Source organism: Micromonospora sp. NBC_00389 (assembly GCF_036059255.1).
Lineage (GTDB): Bacteria > Actinomycetota > Actinomycetes > Mycobacteriales > Micromonosporaceae > Micromonospora.
Genome location: NZ_CP107947.1, coordinates 879,748 through 900,129, shown reverse-complemented (window position 1 = coordinate 900,129; position 20,382 = coordinate 879,748). Strand labels below are relative to the sequence as shown.

The window sequence follows — 20,382 nt, the reverse complement described above, 5'->3', positions numbered from 1 at the left end:
CCGCCGAAGATCGGAATTCACGGGATGCGAACTCAACTCACTGGGCCGCGTCGCACGGTGGGCGGTCGCACCCCGTCCGGTCTCCGATCGGGGCAACCGGACGGACGTACGGCGGATCTCAGCCAACGCTCAGCCTGTGGCCCGTACCGTGTGCCGCATGAGATCGCCGTCGCCGGCCGCGTGGTTCCGGCGTGCCCTGCCCACCCGCCGCCGCGCGATCGCCGCAGCGACGGTCGTCGTGCTGTTGGCGGCCGTCGTGACCTGGGCGGTGTGGCCGCAGGGATCGGGTGTGCGCACCGAGAGCGCGATGCTCACCGTCCGCTCCGGGCCGGCTGGCGACCAGCCTGTGGACCTGGACACCACCTTCTACCTGCCGGCCGACGCGTCGTCCGGCAGGAAGGTGCCGGCGGTGTTGCTGGCGCACGGGTTCGGCGGCACCAAGGAGTCGGTACGGTCCGACGCCGAGGAGTTCGCCGGGCGCGGTTACGCGGTGCTCACCTGGACGGCGCGGGGCTTCGGCCGCAGCGGTGGCGAGATCCACCTGGACAGCCCGGACTACGAGGTACGTGACGCCGAGCGGCTGCTGGACTGGCTGGCCGCCCGGCCGGAGGTGCGCACCGACGCCGCTGGCGACCCGAAGGTCGGTGTGGTCGGCGGCTCGTACGGCGGTGGGTTGGCGCTGCTGCTGGCCGCCCAGGACGATCGGGTCGACGCGATCGTTCCCATGATCACCTGGAACGACCTGTCCCGGGCGTTCCTGCCGGAGAGCACTGGCGGGGCGCCGACCGAGGGCGTGTTCAAGAAGGGGTGGGCCGGCCTCTTCTTCGGCGGGGGCGGCAACGTGGGCACCGGCCCGGCCGGGATCTCCGGCGGGGCCGCCGCCCAGCCGCAGGGCGCACCGGCCTCCGCCGGCCCGCCCAGCCCGGATCCGGGCGCCGGCCCGGGCACGGGTCCCGGTGGCGCCCCGGCCGGCGCTGCCGATCCGTCCTGCGGCCGGTTCGCCGCCGACGTGTGCGCCGCGTACCTGCGGATCGCCACCACCGGGCAGGCCGACCAGGCCGCCGTGGACCTGCTGCGCCGCTCCAGCCCGGCGGGCGTGCTGGACCGGATCACGGCACCCACCCTGCTGGTGCAGGGCGAGGCGGACACCCTCTTCCCGCTCGGCGAGGCGGACGCCAACGCGCGGGGCATCGCCGCCGCCGGCACCCCGGTGCGGGTCGCCTGGTTCACCGGCGGGCACGACGGCGGTGCGGGCCCCCGCTCGGACTCGGACCGGGTGAAGTTCCTGACCGTCCAGTGGCTCGATCACTACGTCAAGGGCGAGGGCGATGCGCCCGGCGACGACTTCACCTGGTCGCGGATCGCCGGCTTCGACGCGCTCGACCGGGGGCTGGTCGCCACCGGCTTCCGTCGCGCCGACTATCCGGGCCTGACCGGCAGCAGCCGCCGGGAGGTCGCGGTCGCCGGCCCCGCCCAGCCGATCGCGAACCCGCCGAACGGCAACCCGGCCGCCATCTCCTCGATCCCGTTCGCCGGTGGGCTCGCGTCGCTGCTGGACGGGGTGGCCGGCGACGTTCCCGGCCAGCACGCCCGGTTCGAGTCGGCACCGCTGACCGAGGCGGTGGATGTGGCAGGCGCGCCCACCGTCAGCCTGCGGGCCGCGTCGCCGACCGGCGAGGCGGTGCTCTTCGTCAAGCTCTACGACGTCGATCCGGACGGCGCGGCCACGCTGCAGAACGGGCTGGTCGCTCCGGTTCGGCTCACCGGCCTGCCGCAGCGGGTGCAGGAGGCCCGCCCGGTCACCGTGACGCTGCCCGGGATCGTCCGCCGGGTGGAGGCCGGGCACCGGCTGCGGCTGGTGGTGGCCAGCTCCGACCAGGCGTACACCACACCGGCCCAGCCCACCGTCTACACGGTGGCGGCGGACGGCGCGGTCAGCCTGCCCACGATCAGCGGCGAGCCGATCCCCACCGCGGCGATCATCTGGCGTTGGGTCCTCGCCGGCCTGCTCGCCGCCATCGCGATCGGCCTCGTCGTGGTCGTCGCCGTGGTCCGGCGCCGGCACCGTCGACAGGACCGCTCGGTGCATCCGGAGTACGCGGACACGCCGCTGGCCGTGCGGCGGCTGCGCAAGGAGTACGCGGACGGCTTCGTCGCGGTGTCGAACGTGGACTTCGAGGTGCACCCGGGTCAGGTGGTGGGCCTGCTCGGGCCGAACGGCGCGGGCAAGACCACCACGCTGCGGGTGCTGATGGGGCTGACCCAGCCGACTGCCGGGGAGATCTACGTCTTCGGCCGCCGACTGGTGCCCGGCTCGCCGGTGCTCTCCCGGATCGGCGCGCTGGTGGAGGGGCCCGGCTTCCTGCCGCACCTGTCCGGCCTGGACAACCTGAAGGCGTACTGGCGGGCCACCGGGCGACCGGCGGCGGACGCGCACTTCGACGCGGCGCTGGAGATCGCCGGGCTGGGCGACTCGGTGCACCGGAAGATCAAGAACTACAGCCACGGGATGCGCCAGCGACTGGCCATCGCCCAGGCCATGCTCGGCCTGCCGGAGCTGTTGGTGTTGGACGAGCCGACCGACGGGCTCGACCCGCCGCAGATCGCCGAGATGCGCCGAGTCCTCCAGCGGTACGCCACGGACGGTCGTGCGGTGCTGGTCTCCAGCCACCTGCTGGCCGAGGTGGAGCAGACCTGTACGCACGCGGTGGTGGTGAACAAGGGCCGGATCGTGGCATCCGGACCGGTGGAGGAGATCGTGGGCGAGTCCCCGAGCGTGCTCTTCGACGTCACCGATCCGGTGGCGGCACGGGCGGTGCTGGACCGGCTGCACGGGGTCCGGGTGCTGCCGGAGAGCGACGGCCAGTTGGTGGTCGACACCAACGGCACGGCCCGCAGCGAGGTGGTGGCCGAGCTGGTGCGCGCCGGCATCGGGGTGGACCGGGTGGTGCCCCGGCGGCGCCTGGAGGACGCGTTCCTCGCCCTGGTGGGCGAGAACTCTCGGGGAAGCGGTGACCGGTGATGGCTGGCTCTTCCGTCGAGGCGCCGATGGGCGTCACCGATCCGGCCGGTGCGGCCCGGGGCTACCGGCCGTCGGCCACCATGCCGTTCGGCGCGGAGTTCCGCCGCCAGGCGTCCCGGCGGCGAACCCAGTTGGCGCTCGGGTTCATGGTGCTGCTGCCGCTGGTCATCCTGGTCGCCTTCCAGTTCAACTCCGGTGGCGACGACGACAACGGCAACAACGAGTTCGCCAGCCTGGTCGACCTGGCCACTGCTGGCGGGCTCAACTTCACCCTGTTCTCGATCTTCGTGTCGGCGTCGTTCCTGCTGGTGGTGGTAGTGGCGCTGTTCTGCGGCGACACGGTGGCCAGCGAGGCGAGCTGGGGCAGCCTGCGTTACCTGCTGGCGATCCCGGTGCCCCGGGCCCGGCTGCTCACCGTGAAGCTGGTGGTCGCGCTCGCGTACTCGGGGCTGGCCCTGCTGTTGCTGGCTGGTACCGCGCTGGTCGCCGGCACCCTGCGGTACGGCTGGTCGCCGCTGCGCAGCACGGTCGCCGCGGAGCTGGAGCCGGCCGAGGGGCTGCTCCGGCTGCTGGCGGTGCTCGGCTACCTGGCGGTCGTCCTGCTGGTGGTGGCCGGGCTGGCGTTCCTGCTGTCGGTGACGACGGACGCCGCGCTGGGCGCGGTGGGCGGCGCGGTGCTGCTCTGGATCCTGTCCAGCATCCTGGACCAGATCACCGCGCTCGGTGCGCTGCGCGACTTCCTGCCCACCCACTTCAGCACCGCCTGGCTGGGGCTGCTCTCCACCCCGGTGCAGACCGACGACGTGGTACGCGGCTGTATCTCGGCGATCAGCTACGCGACGCTGTTCTGGGGGCTGGCGTTCTGGCGCTTCACCCGCAAGGACATCACCTCGTAGCCGGCTGACCTCAGAGCCGGATGTCGGGCGGGCTCACCGACGACGGCACCGCGCTCGGCGCCGGCGGCTGAGCCGGCTGCGTCGGCACCGGCGCGGGCGGGTCGGCCTTCTTCCAGGCGCTGACGCCGATCCGGCCGGTGTTGCCCACGTCGATCGGGCCGTCCGGGTCGACGTCCTCGACCGGCTGCCCGGCGGCGGGCGCGACCAGCAGGTACGCCCCGTTGGTGGCCGGCACGGTCGAGTCGGTGACGAGGTTGCGCCAGAGGACGGTGGCGACGGCCCGCTCACCCTTCTGCAGCGTGAACTGCTGGGGCGGTTGGTCGAACCCCGGGGTGATCTCCTTCGCCCCAGGCACCACCCGCAGGGTGATCGGCTCGCGCTGCTCGTCCAACACGCGCAGCGCCGGGTACCCCTTCAATCGGTACGGCTGGTCGCCGCAGTTGACCAGCTCCAGCCCGAGGGCGCGCAATCCCATGGCGGCGTCCGACCCCCTTGTCCGGACCCGGAGGCCCGACTCCGGGCACCAGAACGGCGGGCTGACGTACGCCGACGGCGTCGGGCTGGGCGTGGCCGTGACCCCGGGCAGCCGGCTCGGGCCATCCCCCGCCTGGCCTCGATGGTCGGCGGGAGCACAGGCGCCGAGCACGAGAGCCATCGCGACCGCCACGCCGGTCCGTCGCCGCGCTGCCGTGCCGTGGAAGGTCATCCGCTGATCCTCGCCGACGCGAGCTTCCGACCGCCGCCCGGCCCTCTGGATCTCATCGACTCCCGCATCGACTCTCGCATCGCGCCCCCGGCCTCGCGCCCCGGCCGCGCCCCGGCCGCGCCCCGGCCGCGCCCCGGCCTCGCGCCCCGGCCGCGCCCCGGCCTCGCCCCGGCCTCGCGCCCCGGGCTCGCGGCCCCGGGCTCGCGCTCCGGGCTCGCGCTCCGGGCTCGCGCTCCGGGCTCGCGCTCCGGGCTCGCGCTCCGGGCTCGCGCTCCGGGCTCGCGCTCCGGGCTCGCGCTCCGGGCTCGCGCTCCGGGCTCGCGCTCCGGGCTCGCGCTCCGGGCTCGCGCTCCGGGCTCGCGCTCCGGGCTCGCGCTCCGGGCTCGCGCTCCGGGCTCGCGCTCCGGGCTCGCGCTCCGGGCTCGCGCTCCGGGCTCGCGCTCCGGGCTCGCGCTCCGGGCTCGCGCTCCGGGCTCGCGCTCCGGGCTCGCGCTCCGGGCTCGCGCTCCGGGCTCGCGCTCCGGGCTCGCGCTCCGGGCTCGCGCTCCGGGCTCGCGCTCCGGGCTCGCGCTCCGGGCTCGCGCTCCGGGCTCGCGCTCCGGGCTCGCGCCCCGGGCTCGCGCCCCGGGCTCGCGCCCCGGGCTCGCGCCCCGGGCTCGCGCCCCGGGCTCGCGCCCCGGGCTCGCGCCCCGGCCTGCCGGTTGCTGACCCTGTCGAGCTGCCCCATATTTGGACCATCGCCGCGAGGGTTGCGCGGCGACCAGTCACCCGACCGGTCCTGCCGGGCTGGCTGCGCTGCTGGGGCGGCTGCTCTGCCGGGCTGGCTGCTCTGCTGTGCCGGGGCGGTTGCTGTGCCGGGCTGGGGCGCGAGGCGGGGCGGTTGCTGTGCTGGGCTGGCTGCTCTGCCTGGCTGCTGTGCAGGGGCGGCTGCTGTGCCGGGGCGGCTGCTCTGCCGCCGCTCCCTCTCGGCACGGACCTGACGAGGGCTTCCGGGTGCCTCTGGAGCTGAATCGCTGGGGACATCGCTCGTCCGCGTGTAGCGGCCGGCGGTCATTGACCCGGCACACGGCCGGCATGCTGAGGCAAGCGCACAATCCGGCACCGAGCGGTGGTAACGCCGACGTCCAACCCTGCCCATATCTGGGGCAGCTCGACAGGGCGTGCAGGCAGTCCGTTACTCCCGGCCGCCGGGCTCGTCAGCCCGCCGTCACGTCGCGTCGCCAGCGGTGCCGGCCGCTCTCAGGCTGGCTCGGGGCGGGCGGGGCGGGCGGGGCGGCTCGGGGCGGCGCGGCTCGGGGCGGGCGGGGGGGTGAGGACGGCGTTCAGGAGGCCGGGGTAGAGGCGCTCCAGCTCGTCTCGCCGGAGGCGGACGTAGCGGCTGGTGCCGGCGGCCCGGGTGCGGGTCAGGCCGGCCTCGCGCAGCACCTTGAGGTGGTGGCTGCGGGTCGCCTTGGAGACGCCGAACTCGAAGGTGTTGCAGGCGAACTCGCCGCCCTCGGCGAGCGCCCGGACGATCTGTAGCCGCACGTCGTCGGCGAGTGCGGCCAGCACGGTGGTGACCGGTACGGCGGTCAGGTCGGGTTCGTGCGGCTCCATGTGACCAGTGTAACCGTTGTTCGACAATCGTCGAACAAGTCCCTAGGGTCGGTGTCGCTGGTTCGACGATTCTCGAACATTGGAGCTGACGATGCGTCCCCGTTCCGCCGCCTATCCGCTTCTCGCCGTGCTCAGCTGGGGAGTGATGTTCCCGGTCCTGGCCAGCGCGCTGACCCGGGTTGATCCGCTCAACCTGACCACCGCCCGCTACCTGCTGGCCGCCCTCATCCTGGTCGCCATCCTGCTGCTCCGCGAGGGTGCCGGTGCGCTGCGGCTCGGCGGTCGGGCCGTCGAGGTGGCGGTGCTCGGTGTGGTCGGCTTCGCCGGCTTCAACGTGCTCACCAACCTGGCGCTCGAGCACGCCGCCCCGCAGCAGATCGCCCTCTTCGTGGCCACCACCCCGGTGATCACCCAACTGGTCCGCTGGGCCCGCGACGGCGTACGCCCGAAGCCCCTCCTGCTGGCCCTCTCCCTGGTGGCGCTCCTCGGCGTCGGCCTGGTGATCACCCGCGGGAGCCTGACCGGGCTCGGTCAGTTCGGCCTCGGCGGGCTGATGATGATCGGCGCGGTGCTCGGCTGGGCGATCTACACCCACGGTGCCAGCCAGTTCGGCGCCTGGTCGCCGCTGCGGTACACCACGCTGACCGCGCTCGCCGGCACGGCCGCCATGCTGGCCGCGAGCGTGCTCGCCGACGGCATCGGATGGCAGCACGCGCCGGCCGCCGCCGACCTCGTGGCGGTCGCCCCGCAGTTGGCGTACGCCGTGATCATGGGCGCGGTGATCGCGGTGCTGGCCTGGAACACCGGCGTGCAGCGGCTCGGAGCCGCCAATGCCGCCCTGTTCATGAACCTGGTGCCGGTGACCACCTTCACGGTGCAGATCGTCCGCGGCTACCGGCCGGAGCCGATCGAGCTGGTCGGGGCCGCGATCACCATCGCCGCCCTGGTCGCCGCGAACCTCGCCACCCGGGCCCGGACCGTGACCCCGTCGTTGCCCCAACCGACTGCGGTGACCGATCCGGTCGCGGTGGTCGACCCGGTGGCGGTGGCCAACCGCTGACCCACCCACTGGGATCTGCGGTGGAGGCGGCGCCCGGCGTTGCCTAGACTCGACGGCACAACTGAATACCTCATCCAGAGGGGCTGAGGGATACGGCCCGACGACGCCCCGGCAACCACCCCGCGCGCTCACCGCTGAGCGACCCGCGGGGCAGGTGCCAATTCCGTCCCCGCCGCACCGTGCGGTGTGGGGAAAGATGAGAGGACTCCTCGACATGACGTCGACGCTCGCCACCCCTGGCATCGACACCTCCTCCAGCCCCGCCCGAGCCCTGGTGTGCCGCGCCTGTTCGGCCCGCTACCCGCTCGCCGCCCAGCACGCCTGTTACGAGTGTTTCGGCCCGCTGGAGGTCGACTACGACACCGCCGCCCTGGCCGCCGTCACCCGTGAGCAGATCGAGGCCGGCCCGAACAACATCTGGCGGTACGCCGCGCTGCTGCCCGCCGGTCAGGACCCGTCCACCCGGGTGACCCTCGACCCGGGGCTCACCCCGCTGGTGGCGGCGCCGCACCTGGCCGCCGAGCTGGGCATCACCGCGCCGCTCTGGGTCAAGGACGACAGCGCCAACCCGACCCACTCGTTCAAGGACCGGGTCGTTTCGGTGGCGCTCACCGCCGCCCGCGCGCTCGGCTTCAGCCGGTTCGCCTGCGCCTCCACCGGCAACCTGGCCAACTCGGTGGCCGCGCACGCCGCCCGGGCCGGGGTGCCCTCGGTGGTCTTCATCCCCAGTGACCTGGAGCAGGGCAAGGTCATCACCACCGCGGTCTACGGCGGCGACCTGGTCGCCATCGACGGCTCGTACGACGACGTGAACCGGCTCTGCGGCGAGTTGGTGGAGACCGACGAGTTCGAGGACACGGCGTTCGTCAACGTCAACGTCCGGCCGTACTACGCGGAGGGCTCCAAGACCCTCGGCTACGAGGTGGCCGAGCAGCTCGGCTGGCGGATCCCGGCCCAGGTGGTCATCCCGATGGCCAGCGGCGAACTGCTCACCAAGATTGACAAGGCGTTCTCTGAGCTGGTCGAGATCGGGCTGGTCGAGGCGCCGGCCGGCGGCTGGAAGGTCTTCGGTGCCCAGTCCGCAGGCTGCAACCCGATCGCCACCGCCCTGCACGCCGATACCGACACGATCACCCCGGTCAAGCCCACCGGCATCGCCAAGTCGCTGAACATCGGCGACCCGGCCGCCGGCCTTTACGCCCTGGAGGCGGTCCGCCGCACCGACGGTTGGATGGAGTACGCCGACGACGACGAGATCCGCGCCGGCATCCGGCAGTTGGCCCGTACCACCGGCGTCTTCGCGGAGACCGCCGGTGGGGTCACCGTGGCGGTGCTGCGCAAGCTGGTCGAGTCCGGTCGGCTCGACCTGACGGCGGAGACCGTGGTGTTCAACACCGGCGAGGGGCTGAAGACCATCGATGCGGTAGCCGGTCAGGTCGGCCCGACCCACCACATCAAGCCGTCCCTCCGTGCCGCCCGCGATGCCGGCCTCCTGGGCTGATCAGCCCAGCCCGCCCCGTCCCGCGCCGCGCCGGAGGGGTGGGCGGGCAGGGTCGGGCGGGTGATGGGGGATCGCCCGGACGGGGGATCGGGCCGATCCGCCGGGTAACTGGCTTTTCGCAGTGAGTGTGGAAAACCCACCGCTCTGGACTTGACGGCAGGAACCGGACGGCGCAAGATGCTCCCTGCGGGAGGGCATTTCGCCGGAGACTTTTGAAGTTCTTGCGACCCAGCGCCGGAGGCGTTGTGCGAGTGTCCCTCCCGACCACGTTCGATCGGGCCAGCGATTAATTCGCTGGCCCGATCGCTTTCCCGGGGTGCACGCTCGGCGGCATGAGCATCACCATCGCGTCGTTCGACGGCGCCGACCGAGCTTCGGTCGACGAGGCGTACCGGATCGGCGCGGCGGCCAACGACGCCGATCTCCCGGACTTCCCGCCCTTCTGCCGGCGTCGCTTCGACGCGTTCTTCCACACGCCGATGCCTGGCACCGAGACGCTCTGGGCGCTGGCCCGACTGGACGGCGTACCGGCCGGCTATGTCCAGCTGGACCTGCCGCAGCTCGACAACACCGACAACGCCACGGCCGAACTGGTGGTGCATCCCGAGCTGCGGCGGCGGGGCGTCGGTCGGGCACTGCACGAGCACGGGGTACGCCTGCTGCGCGAGCGCGGACGCAAGCGGGTGGTCGCGATGACCGTCTCGGCGCTGCCCGACGGGCCGGCCCGAACGGTGGCGGGCGACGCGTTCGCCGCCGCGACCGGAGCCCAGTCCGCGCTGGCCGAGGTGCGTCGCCGACTCGAGGTCGGCACCATCGACCGGGTCGCGCTGCGCGCGGCGCTGGCCGAGGCGCACGCCCTGGCCGAGGGCTACCGGTCGGTCTGCTGGCAGGGTGCGACCCCGCAGGAGTACGTGGCGGACGTCGCCTACCTGGACGGCCGGCTGCTCATGGACGCGCCCATGGGAGACGTGCAGTGGGAACCGGAGCAGGTGGACGCCGAGCGGATCCGCGGCACCGAACGGGCCTTGGACGCCCGGGGTCGGCGGCGCTACAACCTCGGGGTGCTGCACGAGGAGTCCGGCCGGCTGGTCGCCTGGACGCTGCTGGACGTGGGCGCCTCCGCCGACTGGCACGCGTTCCAACAGATCACCATCGTCGACCCGGCCCACCGGGGGCACCGGCTCGGCCTGCTCGCCAAGATTGAGAACCTGCATCATCTGCTCACCCACGAGCAGGAGGTACGCGTCATCGACACCTTCAACGCGGCGAGCAACAGCTACATGGTGGCGATCAACGAGCGGCTCGGGTTCCGCCCGGTGGACTCCTGGAGCAACTGGCAGCTCACTCTCTGACGGGATCGGCGCTACTGCTCACGGGCGCTCCTCAGGCATGATGGCGGGCATGACGGAGACCCCGCATCCCCTGTACGACAGGCACGCCGACACCCTCAACCGTGCGCTGACCGCGATCACGGAGCGGGGCTACTGGTCCGCCTATCCCGAGTCCCCCAGCCCCCGGGTGTACGGCGAGACCGCCGCCGCCGACGGCAAGGCCGCCTTCGAGGCGTACTTGGGTGGCGACTTCCCCCTCGACCAGCCGGGCACCGGCGACCGGGTCGCCACCGAGGCGAGCCCGTTCGGGGTGGAGCTGGCGGTGCGCTACCCGCACGCCGGTGTGGACCAGTTGGTCGCCGCCGCCACCGCCGCGCTGCCGGCGTGGCGCGACGCCGGCCCGCAGGCCCGGGTGGGCGTCTGCCTGGAGATCCTCGACCGGCTGCACAAGAACATCTTCGAGCTGGCCAACGCGGTGCAGTTCACCAGCGGCCAGGCGTTCGTGATGGCCTTCCAGGCGGGCGGCGCGCACGCGCTGGACCGGGCGCTGGAAGCGCTGGCGTACGCGTACGCCGAGATGACCCGGCACCCGGCGACGGCCGGGTGGGAGAAGTCCGCCGGCAAGGGTGACCCGCTGCGGATGACCAAGACGTTCCACGTGGTGCCCCGCGGGGTGGCGCTGGTGATCGGCTGCAACACCTTCCCGACCTGGAACTCGTACCCGGGGCTGTTCGCCTCGCTGGTCACCGGTAACCCGGTGATCGTCAAGCCGCACCCGCGCGCGGTGCTGCCGCTGGCCATCACCGTGAAGTACGCCCGGGAGGTGCTCGCCGAGGCCGGCTTCGACCCGAACCTGATCACGCTGGCCGCCGAGACGCCCGGCGAGAAGCTCGCCAGCGACCTGGCCCTGCACCGGGCCGTGAAGATCGTCGACTTCACCGGCTCCACCGAGTACGGCGACTGGCTGGAGACGCACGCCCGGCAGGCGGCGGTCTACACCGAGAAGGCCGGGCTGAACACGGTGGTGATCGACTCCACCGACGACTTCGCCGGCATGTGCCGCAACCTCGGTTTCACGCTGACCCTGTACAGCGGCCAGATGTGCACCACCTCCCAGAACTTCCTCATCCCGGCCGGTGGCATCGAGACCGACCAGGGGCACAAGAGCTTCGACGAGGTGGCCGGCGGGATCGCCGCGGCGGTCGGCAAGCTGACCGCCGACCCGGCCCGGGGTGTGGAGCTGACCGGTGCCATCGTCAACGACGGGGTGCTGGAGCGGCTGGCCGAGGTGACCAAGGTCGGCGAGCCGGTGCTGGAGTCGCGGGCCGTCACGCACCCGTCGTACGCCGACGCGGTGGTGCGTACCCCGACCATCGTGAAGCTGGGCGCGGACGACGCGGAGACCTACGGCCGGGAGTGGTTCGGGCCGATCTCGTTCGCCATCGCCACCGACTCCACCGCGCACAGCCTGGAACTGCTACACCGGACGGTCGGCGAGAAGGGCGCGCTCACCGCGGGGGTCTACTCCACGGACGAGGCGGTGCTGGACGCGACCGAGGCGGTGGCGGTGGAGGTCGGGGTGCACCTGTCCTGCAACCTCACCGGCGGGGTCTTCGTGAACCAGTCGGCGGCCTTCTCCGACTTCCACGGCAGCGGCGCCAACGCGGCGGCCAACTCGGCGCTGACCGACGGCGCGTACGTGGCGAATCGGTTCCGGATCGTGCAGTCGCGGCGGCCGGTCTGATCGTTGGTTGCTGTTGGGGTTTCCGGGGGGAGCCCACCCGCTCCAGGCGGTCAGGCTTGATCCTTCCGCGGGCGGGCTCCCCCCGGAAACCCTCTCGGGGCACGCTGGTCGGGAGGCTGCCCGGCCGTGGGTGAACATCAGGCGGGGTTCTGCCTTGGGAGGGTTCTTGGGGTTCAGGCTGGGCGTCGCATTTGGAGTTCGGTCAGCGCGGGGATGGTCGGGTGCGGGACGCGTACGCCGGTGTCGGTGAAGCCGAGCCGCTGGTAGGCCCGGTAGGCGCGGTTGTTGCCGACCACCACCTCCAGCAGCAACTCCGGCCGGCCACAGGCGCGCGACCAGGCGGCCACCTCGTCGACCAGCTCGCCGAGTAGCCCCATGCCCCGCCAGGCCGGCGTGACGTAGACGGCGTAGATCACGGTCAACCCCGCCTCGTACGGCGCGGCCGTGCCCCCGGCATGCCCGACCAGCCGGCCTCCCGGGTCGGCGATGAACTGCGCGGTACCGGACCCGGCCGCGGTGGACGCGACCCGGGCGGCGTACTCGGTGTGGGAGCGGGCCGCGGCCTCGGCCACGGTCTCCAGGAAGGCCAGCGGTGCGTCGGCGAGCATCTCCAGGCGCAGCGCCCGCATCCGGGCGGCGTCCTCCGGCCGGACCCGACGGACCTTCGCCTGTCGGAGGGCGACTCCGCCCGGATCGGTGGTCATGCCCGCATGCCTATCACAGGGGTGGACGACGGTTTCGGCGTGCTCGATCGCCGCCGGACGGCCGGCGGGCTGCCTGCGCCGTGGTAGTCATGAGCGTGGATCGGGTTGATCGAAAACGAGGCCGACTTCGTGCTGTCGGAAACGGCGCCGATGCGCCCGATTTGTGGTCGTGCGCGGCCGTCACTCCTCGTGTAGCGTGCGATTTCGGTCACCTGTTTCAGCGGTAGTCATCGATCGCCGAGTGGGTGGTCCGACGGCGCCGGCCCGTGCCGCGCGCCAGGGGCATGGCACGCCGCGCAGAGTGAGGAAGTGCACCGTGGCACAGGGCACCGTGAAGTGGTTCAACGCCGAAAAGGGTTACGGCTTCATCGCCGTCGACGGCGGTCAGGACGTGTTCGTCCACTTCTCCGCGATCGAGATGGACGGCTACAAGGCGCTGGACGACGGTCAGCGGGTGGAGTTCGAGATCGCCCAGGGCCAGAAGGGTCCGCAGGCGGAGCGGGTGCGCGTCGTCGCCTGAGCGGGCACCGCCAGTAAGGCCGCCGGCCCGGGGCTGCGCCGCGCGGCTGGACCCTGGAGGATCGTGAACCGTTCCAGCCGTTGCTGAGGAGGGTTCATGTCCGACCAGCCGCCCCCGGCCGTCCCACCACCGGGTCAGCCCGACCCGTCCGGTCCGCCGCCCGGTGGTGACCCGACCGCGCCCGGTGCCGCTGGGCTCCCGCCCGGGGGCACCCCGCCCGGCGGGGATCCAACCGCGCCGCCCCCCTGGGGCCCGCAGCCGGGGACCCAGCGCGGCTGGGATCCGACCGCGCCGCCGGCTTCGGCTGGAGGCCCGCCGCCGGGCAGTCCGCCCGGCTGGGATCCGACCGTGCCTGCTTGGGGGCCGCCACCGGGCGCGCCGCCGCAGGGCTGGGTGTTCCCGCCCACCGGCGGCTACCCGATCGGTTCCGGGCCGTACGGCGGGCAGCACTGGTATCCCGGGCCACCGGCCGCCGGGTGGTACCCGCCCGGCATCGACCCGTCCGACCGGCTGGTCACGCCGCCCGGCGCCGGGCTGAGCGGTTGGTTCAACCGGTGCCTGGGTGCGCTCCAGCGCGGTTGGCGGTTGCTGCTGCCCATCCTGCTGCTCACCCAGGTGCTGCCGGCGGCGGTGCTGTCGGTGCTCTCGCTCGGGCTGGATCCGACCGCGGAGTGGGACACGAACGCCGTCGACGAGTCGACCTCGCTGCCCGACAACTTCTTCACCGACCTGGCGTCCTTGTTCCTGGTGATCATCGTCGGCAGCGTGCTGATCGGGTTGGTGCAGTCCGTGGGCTGGGCCGCCGGCAGTTGGGTGATCACCCGTCAGGCGGCCGGTGGGCCGGTGAGTTTGGGTGAGGCGCTGCGCTACGGCCTGCGCCGGGCGCTCGGGCTCTGGGGGTGGACGCTGGCGATCAGCCTGATCGTCGGCCTGGGCATCTGCTTCTGCGTCCTGCCCGGCATCTACCTCACCTTCGCGCTCAGCATGGCCGGGCCGGTCTATCTCTTCGAGCGGCACAACCCGATCGGCCGGTCGTTCAGGATGTTCCACGACCGGTTGGGGTTGCTGCTGGGGCGGGTGGCGCTGGTGGGGGCGGTGGTGATTGTCGGCACCTTCGTCGCAAGCGTGCTGGAGGGGGTCGGCACCGCCCCGTTCGGAGTCGATCCGCTCGCCGCTCCAGGTTCCGCGATCGGCGTGGCGCTGGTCCTCGCCCTCGGAGCGGTGCTGGCCCTCCCCGCCTATCTGGCGCAGATGGTGGGGCTGCTGGTGACGTACGCCGAGCAGCGGGCTCATGAGGGGCCGGTGAACAGCGCCGGGCTGGCCGCGGAACTCGGCTGACAGCGGCAGTCGTGCTTGCACTCGGCAGGGGAGAGTGCTAAACAAGGTATTGGCACTCGCATACCGCGAGTGCCAATGGTCGGGACGGTGGGGCCAGGTTGCACCGGCGTGGAGACGCCGGGGCGGCACATGGCCGGTCGTCGCGGGCTATCCGGCCCGGCCGAAGGACGTCGTCGTCGCCAGGTGGCGACGTCCCAAGGTGCGTACACCAGGCGGCCCATTCGAGGCACACATCTCGGGTGGCCCGTGAGTGTCCAGGAGGACAACGCCGTATGGCCAAGATGATCGCGTTCGACGAAGAGGCGCGCCGCGGCCTCGAGCGAGGCATGAACCAGCTCGCTGACGCCGTAAAGGTGACCCTCGGCCCCAAGGGCCGCAACGTCGTGCTCGAGAAGAAGTGGGGTGCCCCCACCATCACCAACGATGGTGTGAGCATCGCCAAGGAGATCGAGCTCGAGGACCCGTACGAGAAGATCGGCGCTGAGCTGGTCAAGGAGGTCGCCAAGAAGACCGACGACGTTGCCGGTGACGGCACGACGACGGCGACCGTCCTGGCCCAGGCCCTGGTTCGTGAGGGCCTGCGCAACGTGGCCGCTGGCGCCAACCCGATGGCCCTGAAGCGGGGCATCGAGGCCGCGGTCGCGAGCGTCTCGGAGGAGCTGTCCAAGCTCGCCAAGGACGTCGAGACCAAGGAGCAGATCGCCTCCACCGCCTCCATCTCTGCTGGCGACAGCACCGTCGGCGAGATCATCGCCGAGGCGATGGACAAGGTCGGCAAGGAAGGCGTCATCACCGTCGAGGAGAGCAACACCTTCGGCCTGGAGCTTGAGCTCACCGAGGGTATGCGCTTCGACAAGGGCTACATCTCGGCCTACTTCATGACCGACCCGGAGCGCATGGAGGCCGTCTTCGACGACCCCTACCTCCTGATCGTCAACAGCAAGATCTCGTCGGTCAAGGACCTGCTCCCGATCCTGGAGAAGGTCATGCAGTCGGGCAAGCCGCTGCTGATCATCTCCGAGGACATCGAGGGCGAGGCCCTGGCCACCCTGGTCGTCAACAAGGTCCGGGGCACCTTCAAGTCCGTCGCCGTCAAGGCGCCGGGCTTCGGTGACCGCCGCAAGGCCATGCTCGCCGACATCGCCATCCTCACCGGTGGCCAGGTCATCAGCGAGGAGGTCGGCCTCAAGCTGGACGCCGTCGCCCTCGACATGCTGGGCCGCGCCCGCAAGGTCGTGGTGACCAAGGACGAGACCACCATCGTCGATGGTGCCGGCGACGCCGAGCAGATCCAGGGCCGGGTCAACCAGATCCGGGCCGAGATCGACAAGAGCGACTCCGACTACGACCGGGAGAAGCTGCAGGAGCGGCTGGCCAAGCTGGCCGGCGGCGTTGCGGTGATCAAGGTCGGCGCGGCCACCGAGGTCGAGCTCAAGGAGCGCAAGCACCGCATCGAGGACGCCGTTCGCAACGCGAAGGCCGCCGTCGAAGAGGGCATCGTCCCGGGTGGTGGCGTCGCGCTGGTGCAGGCCGGCAAGACCGCCTTTGACAAGCTGGACCTGGTCGGCGACGAGGCGACCGGTGCCAACATCGTCAAGGTCGCGCTGGACGCCCCGCTGCGGCAGATCGCCGTCAACGCCGGCCTCGAGGGCGGCGTTGTGGTGGAGAAGGTCCGTAACCTCGAAGCGGGTCACGGCCTCAACGCCGCCAACGGCGAGTACGTGGACCTGCTGGCCGCGGGCATCATCGACCCGGCCAAGGTGACTCGTTCGGCGCTGCAGAACGCCGCCTCCATCGCGGCGCTCTTCCTCACCACCGAGGCCGTTGTCGCGGACAAGCCGGAGAAGACCCCGGCTGCCCCGGCTGGCCCGGGTGGCGGGGACATGGACTTCTGAGTCCAGTTCCGACACCGAACGGGGCGGGCCGCTGACGCGGTCCGCCCCGTTCGTCGTCAGGTGGGCAGGGGGCGCTGGTTGCGCCGCTTCTGCGCCCGGTCGTACGGCGGAGGCAGTTGGATGGGTGCGTCCACCATCTCCTGCGGCTCCTCGATCACCGGTTCTGCCATCTCGGCCAACTGCTCGGCGTCGCCGTAGTCGAGCCGGTCGAACGGCAGTTGGCCGGGGAGTTCGCCGACCGGTTTCCAGGTGACGGGCGGGCCGTCCTCGGTCTGGTCGTCATCCGTGGTCATGGCTGCCTCCTCTACCGAAACGGTAGGGGGCGTCGATGCCCGACGCGGGCGAATGGGACTATCTGGGTCTATATCCTATTCGCCCGTTATTCGCCGTTGAGCGTCCGTCGGTACAGGAAGAAGACCCGCTCGATCCGGGCGCCCGCGCTGCCCGAATAGAACGGCACCGGCCCGACCCAACCGATCTGCGCCCGGTCCAGCCCCGCCGACCGTTGGTCGCGTAGGCAGCGCCGCAGCAGCACCCCGCCGATGCCCGAACCCTCGGCGGCCGGCGCGGTGCCCATCGGCCCGAACCAGCTCGGTCGGGACGAACCGTAGGCGGCGAAGCCGAGCAACTCGCCAGCCCGCTCCGCCAGGTGGCAACCGGCGCCCTCGCGACCCACCGACCCGGCCAGCTCCCCGTCCCACGCGCCACCGAAGGTGGACCGGGCGAACGCGGCCAGCGCCGGTAGGTCCGCCGGCTCCGCCCGACGTACCGTGATGCCCTGTCCGGCCAGCCGCCGCTCCGCCGCCTCGGTGGACCGCAGCGCCGGCGACTCGTCGTACGACAGGTCGGCGGTCATGTTCCAGGCGGTCCGATCCTGCTGGTAACCCAGTGCCAGGGCGGTGCAGACCGCTGGCGTGTAGCGCACGTCGATGCCCGGCCAGGCGTAGTACGGCGGGTTCCCGGCCAGCAGCACCTCGGTCGCCCCGCGCTCGGCGAGCACCCGCTCGGCCCGCCTCAGCAGCGCCCGGCCGACACCCCGGCGACGCTGCTCCGGAAGCACCGCGACCAGGTCGACGTGCCCGAGACCCGGGTCGGCCGACGACACCGAGCAGAGCAGCACCCCGACCAGGTCCCCACCCCGGTACGCGCCCAGCCCGACCACCAGCCGGTCGGCGGCGGCCCGGGGCCAGAGCGCGTCCACCACAGGCCCCGCCTCGGTGGCGTCCTCCGGCAGGTCGAGCGCCTGCTCGCAGAGCCGCACCACGGTGGGGGTCAGGTCGACGGTCAGCTCGGTGATGGTGATCTCGGCGTCCATGGTCGCGACCCTAGATCACCGAGTACCGGTTTTGACTCCCGCCATCGTCTCGATGAGGACAACCGCAGGCTCAGGGCCGGGCGGCTCGGACGGCGGCGTAGGCGTCGACCTGGCCGGCCCCGGTGACGTTCGCCGGGCCGCCGCAGGCGTCCGCCGTGTTGCGGGAGCGGTAGGTCGGCACGGCCGGCGTGGCGGTGTCCCGCAGGATCTGCCGGGTCCGGGCCAGGTCGCCGACCAGCGCCGGGTTCGCCGACCACATCAGCGCCACCACCCCGGCCACCTGCGGGGTAGCCATCGAGGTGCCGTCGAGCGCGGCGTACCCGCCGCCCGGCATGGCCGACACCACGTCCACGCCCGGCGCCAGCACGTCCGGCTTGCGAAGGCCGCCCGGCACCGGCCCCCGCGAGGAGAACTCGGCAACCCGTCGCTGCGCGTCCACCGCGCCCACGGTCAACACGTCTGGGTACGGCGCGGGCGGGTCGGCGATCGACTCGCACCATGGGCCGGTGTTGCCGGCCGCCGCGACCACGAAGATCCCGGCGGCGTCCAGCGCGGCGGTGGCCGGTCGCAGCACACCCGGGTCGCAGCCCTCGATCGGTGGGCAGCCCCACGAGTTGGTCAGCACCTGCGGGGCGCGCTCCGGCCGGCCGTCGGTGAACGGGTCACCGCCGGCCGGGAAGGGCGCCAGCATGAACTGAAGGCATTCCAGGTAGTGCCCCGGGCTGCCCAGGTTGCGGTCCAGGTTGACGCAGCCCACCCACTGCGCGTCCGGCGCCACCCCGATGCCGCCCCGCCCGACCGCGCTGCCCACCGTGTGGGTGCCGTGCCCGCCCTGGTCGGTCGGGGTCCGGGTGCCGTCCCACGGATCGAACCAGGAGTCGTCCCCGCCCCGGAACCCGGCCCGCAGCGCCGGATGGGTGCCGTCCACCCCGGAGTCCGAGCTGCCCACCACGATGCCCGCGCCGGTCACCCCGAGCTGCGACCAGACCCGGTCGGCGCCGAGTTGGCGGATGTTCCATTCCGGACCGGTCGGCGCGGGGGCGGTGCCCCGGCTCTGCCCGGCCGGGGCCGGCAGTGGCCGCAGTCGCTGGCTGACCAGCACCCGGGCCACCCCCGGTCGGCGCTCGAGCCAGGCCCGCACCGCCGGACCGCCGTCCACCTCGACCGCGTTCACCAGGTAGTACGACACCGGGTTGAGCCGCAGCCGGGTCAGCTCCCGACGGAGGTCGGCCTGGCTCCGGTCGGCGGTGGTCACCAGTCGCCGGTACACCTCCGCCGCCCGGGCGTCCCGCCCCGCCCGGCCCGGCACACCGGCCGGCACGCCGGTCAGGTCGGCCTGCTCGCGCAGCACCACCAGCAGCCGTTCGCCGTACAGGCCGTGCTGCCCGGGCCCGACGTCGACGACGACGGCCGTGACCAGCAGCACCACTGCGGTCAGCGCGGCCATCCGCCGGCTCGGCGTGCGGGCGGCCGGCCGGGCCAGCAGCAGCGCGTACCCGATGGCGACCAGGACCGCGACGGCGAGCCCGACACCGGCGGCGGCCGCTACCCAGAACGGCACGTCGCGGGTGCCGGCCAACAGCACGCTGATCTCTTCCGGGTCGGTGAAGGCCAGCGGGCCGAGCGCGGTCAGGCCCACCAGCCAGCCGGTCGCCGCCCGACCAGTGCGCCCGGCGTCCGCCGTCGGTTCCCCGGCGTCTGCCGTCCCGTCGGCGGCCGGACGCCAGGTCGCGGCCCACAGGGCGGCCAGCGCGAAGCCCACCGGCGGCAGGGTCAGCAGCGCGGGTAGCTGCGCGCCGGACTGGCCGGTGCCGGCCGCGAGCAGCAGCAGCGTCACCCCGGCGACCAGGCCGCCGACCAGGACCAACCGGGCCGGCCGGGGAGGCCGGCCGATCGCGAACCGGGACCAGAAGGCGGCGTCCAGCAGCGTCGCGGCCAGCGCGCCGAGTGCGGCCGCCGCCAGCAGGGCGAGCGCGGTCTCCAGCAGGCCGCCGAGCGCGCCCAGCCAGGCCCACGGCAGCAGCAGCGCCAGCCCGGCGGCGACCGCGAGCAGCGGCACCGGACCGGGCCGGGCCGGCCTCCGCCCGGGTCCGGCCGAGCCGCCGATGATGTCCGCCAGCGCGGCGCTTCCAGTCGGCTCGGGGGCACTGGCGATGTCGCCGGGCGCGGCGCTTCCGATCGGGGGTGCGGCGGCGTCCCTGCCGGGCGTCGCGCCGATCGACCCGCCGGACGTTGAGCGACGCGCCGAGCGGCGTGCCGTCCAGCGCAGGACGAGCGCGGTGAGCGCCGCCGTGGCGGCCAGCGCGGCGAGGTACGCCTCGTGGTGCACCGGCGGCACGATTCGCAGCAGCGTGAGCACACCGAGCGCGAGCGCCCCGCCCAGCCAGGCCCGGCCGGTGGCGCGGACCGCGGCCGACCGGGGCAGCAGGGCCAGCAGCAGCGCGGGCGTGCCCACCAGCACGACGGTGGCAAGGCCCAGCAGCGGCCAGAGCGAACCGATCCGGTCCCGTCCGAAGCCCAGCAGCACCTGGTCGGTGAGCCAGCCACCCGCCTGGGTGGCCACGGTGACCCCCACCGTCCAGCAGCCGGCCAGCACGGCCGCGACCACCGGCCACGGACTGGCCCGGCCCGGGTACGACGGCTGGTGGTGCGACGGTGGACCAGCGGGTGACGGAGAGCCGACCTGCATGACGTGAACAGTACGGGGCGGGCGGCGCATGTCGGCACGATGGCATCGGCGGTTACGGTGGACAG

At 73.0% G+C, this 20,382-nt stretch carries 15 protein-coding genes and 1 riboswitch; of the genes, 9 read left to right on the top strand and 6 right to left on the bottom strand.

Annotated features, from left to right (window positions below; genetic code table 11):
- Nucleotides 1–157: 157 nt before the first annotated feature.
- Both OG470_RS04295 and OG470_RS04290 read left to right on the top strand, forming a co-directional pair.
- On the top strand, nt 158–3,022 hold the full coding sequence (locus OG470_RS04295) for an alpha/beta fold hydrolase (RefSeq protein WP_328420976.1): 2,865 nt from the start codon (nt 158–160) through the stop codon (nt 3,020–3,022).
- Nucleotides 3,022–3,918, top strand: a complete 897-nt coding sequence (locus tag OG470_RS04290) for an ABC transporter permease (RefSeq protein ID WP_328420973.1) — start codon at nt 3,022–3,024, stop codon at nt 3,916–3,918. Before OG470_RS04295 ends, OG470_RS04290 begins: the two co-directional genes overlap by 1 nt.
- Before the next feature lie 10 nt (nt 3,919–3,928).
- On the opposite strand, the gene OG470_RS04285 is transcribed toward OG470_RS04290, so the two are convergent.
- Both OG470_RS04285 and OG470_RS04280 read right to left on the bottom strand, forming a co-directional pair.
- Nucleotides 3,929–4,624, bottom strand: a complete 696-nt coding sequence (locus tag OG470_RS04285; protein WP_328420971.1) for a DUF4232 domain-containing protein — start codon at nt 4,622–4,624, stop codon at nt 3,929–3,931.
- Nucleotides 4,625–5,863: 1,239 nt separating this feature from the next.
- Entirely contained in the window at nt 5,864–6,220 is a 357-nt protein-coding gene (locus tag OG470_RS04280; RefSeq protein ID WP_328420969.1) for an ArsR/SmtB family transcription factor, read from the bottom strand.
- A 91-nt stretch (nt 6,221–6,311) separates the two neighbouring features.
- Here OG470_RS04280 and OG470_RS04275 point away from each other — a divergent pair, with 91 nt between their 5' ends.
- The 4 genes from OG470_RS04275 (at nt 6,312) to paaN (ending at nt 11,856) form a co-directional block, all read left to right on the top strand.
- Nucleotides 6,312–7,280, top strand: a complete 969-nt coding sequence (locus OG470_RS04275) for a DMT family transporter (RefSeq protein ID WP_328420967.1) — start codon at nt 6,312–6,314, stop codon at nt 7,278–7,280.
- A 67-nt stretch (nt 7,281–7,347) separates the two neighbouring features.
- Nucleotides 7,348–7,483, top strand: a riboswitch (SAM riboswitch).
- Between the two features lie 11 nt (nt 7,484–7,494).
- On the top strand, nt 7,495–8,781 hold the full coding sequence (gene thrC / locus OG470_RS04270) for a threonine synthase (RefSeq protein WP_328420965.1): 1,287 nt from the start codon (nt 7,495–7,497) through the stop codon (nt 8,779–8,781).
- A 332-nt stretch (nt 8,782–9,113) separates the two neighbouring features.
- Nucleotides 9,114–10,133 carry a GNAT family N-acetyltransferase gene (locus OG470_RS04265; RefSeq protein WP_328420963.1) on the top strand — a complete coding sequence of 340 codons (1,020 nt, stop codon included), beginning with the start codon at nt 9,114–9,116 and terminating at the stop codon, nt 10,131–10,133.
- Between the two features lie 49 nt (nt 10,134–10,182).
- The gene (paaN, locus tag OG470_RS04260) at nt 10,183–11,856 is read left to right on the top strand and encodes a phenylacetic acid degradation protein PaaN (protein ID WP_328420961.1); all 1,674 of its coding nucleotides are present in this window, start codon (nt 10,183–10,185) and stop codon (nt 11,854–11,856) included.
- A 173-nt stretch (nt 11,857–12,029) separates the two neighbouring features.
- On the opposite strand, the gene OG470_RS04255 is transcribed toward paaN, so the two are convergent.
- A complete protein-coding gene (locus OG470_RS04255; protein WP_328420959.1) occupies nt 12,030–12,560 on the bottom strand; it encodes a GNAT family N-acetyltransferase in 531 nt (176 codons plus the stop codon).
- A gap of 316 nt (nt 12,561–12,876) precedes the next feature.
- Here OG470_RS04255 and OG470_RS04250 point away from each other — a divergent pair, with 316 nt between their 5' ends.
- From OG470_RS04250 to groL, 3 genes are all read left to right on the top strand, one after another.
- Entirely contained in the window at nt 12,877–13,080 is a 204-nt protein-coding gene (locus OG470_RS04250) for a cold-shock protein (protein ID WP_007073263.1), read from the top strand.
- Between the two features lie 348 nt (nt 13,081–13,428).
- Nucleotides 13,429–14,418: a hypothetical protein gene (locus OG470_RS04245; RefSeq protein WP_328420950.1), complete on the top strand. Its 990-nt coding sequence runs from the start codon at nt 13,429–13,431 to the stop codon at nt 14,416–14,418.
- A 272-nt stretch (nt 14,419–14,690) separates the two neighbouring features.
- On the top strand, nt 14,691–16,313 hold the full coding sequence (groL, locus tag OG470_RS04240; protein ID WP_328420948.1) for a chaperonin GroEL: 1,623 nt from the start codon (nt 14,691–14,693) through the stop codon (nt 16,311–16,313).
- Nucleotides 16,314–16,369: 56 nt separating this feature from the next.
- Here the strand turns inward: groL and OG470_RS04235 are convergent, their stop codons facing one another.
- The 3 genes from OG470_RS04235 to OG470_RS04225 all read right to left on the bottom strand — a co-directional run bounded on the left by OG470_RS04235 (nt 16,370) and on the right by OG470_RS04225 (nt 20,317).
- Nucleotides 16,370–16,606: a hypothetical protein gene (locus tag OG470_RS04235; RefSeq protein WP_328420946.1), complete on the bottom strand. Its 237-nt coding sequence runs from the start codon at nt 16,604–16,606 to the stop codon at nt 16,370–16,372.
- Between the two features lie 86 nt (nt 16,607–16,692).
- The gene (locus OG470_RS04230) at nt 16,693–17,628 is read right to left on the bottom strand and encodes a GNAT family N-acetyltransferase (RefSeq protein ID WP_328420944.1); all 936 of its coding nucleotides are present in this window, start codon (nt 17,626–17,628) and stop codon (nt 16,693–16,695) included.
- A gap of 70 nt (nt 17,629–17,698) precedes the next feature.
- Nucleotides 17,699–20,317: a S8 family serine peptidase gene (locus OG470_RS04225; protein ID WP_328420942.1), complete on the bottom strand. Its 2,619-nt coding sequence runs from the start codon at nt 20,315–20,317 to the stop codon at nt 17,699–17,701.
- Nucleotides 20,318–20,382 lie beyond the last annotated feature (65 nt).

Coding starts and splice junctions, on each gene's coding strand:
- OG470_RS04295 (WP_328420976.1), top strand. CDS start 158: ATGAGATCGCCGTCGCCGGCCGCGTGGTTCCGGCGTGCCCTGCCCACC.
- OG470_RS04290 (WP_328420973.1), top strand. CDS start 3,022: ATGGCTGGCTCTTCCGTCGAGGCGCCGATGGGCGTCACCGATCCGGCC.
- OG470_RS04285 (WP_328420971.1), bottom strand. CDS start 4,624: ATGACCTTCCACGGCACGGCAGCGCGGCGACGGACCGGCGTGGCGGTC.
- OG470_RS04280 (WP_328420969.1), bottom strand. CDS start 6,220: ATGGAGCCGCACGAACCCGACCTGACCGCCGTACCGGTCACCACCGTG.
- OG470_RS04275 (WP_328420967.1), top strand. CDS start 6,312: ATGCGTCCCCGTTCCGCCGCCTATCCGCTTCTCGCCGTGCTCAGCTGG.
- thrC (WP_328420965.1), top strand. CDS start 7,495: ATGACGTCGACGCTCGCCACCCCTGGCATCGACACCTCCTCCAGCCCC.
- OG470_RS04265 (WP_328420963.1), top strand. CDS start 9,114: ATGAGCATCACCATCGCGTCGTTCGACGGCGCCGACCGAGCTTCGGTC.
- paaN (WP_328420961.1), top strand. CDS start 10,183: ATGACGGAGACCCCGCATCCCCTGTACGACAGGCACGCCGACACCCTC.
- OG470_RS04255 (WP_328420959.1), bottom strand. CDS start 12,560: ATGACCACCGATCCGGGCGGAGTCGCCCTCCGACAGGCGAAGGTCCGT.
- groL (WP_328420948.1), top strand. CDS start 14,691: ATGGCCAAGATGATCGCGTTCGACGAAGAGGCGCGCCGCGGCCTCGAG.
- OG470_RS04235 (WP_328420946.1), bottom strand. CDS start 16,606: ATGACCACGGATGACGACCAGACCGAGGACGGCCCGCCCGTCACCTGG.
- OG470_RS04230 (WP_328420944.1), bottom strand. CDS start 17,628: ATGGACGCCGAGATCACCATCACCGAGCTGACCGTCGACCTGACCCCC.
- OG470_RS04225 (WP_328420942.1), bottom strand. CDS start 20,317: ATGCAGGTCGGCTCTCCGTCACCCGCTGGTCCACCGTCGCACCACCAG.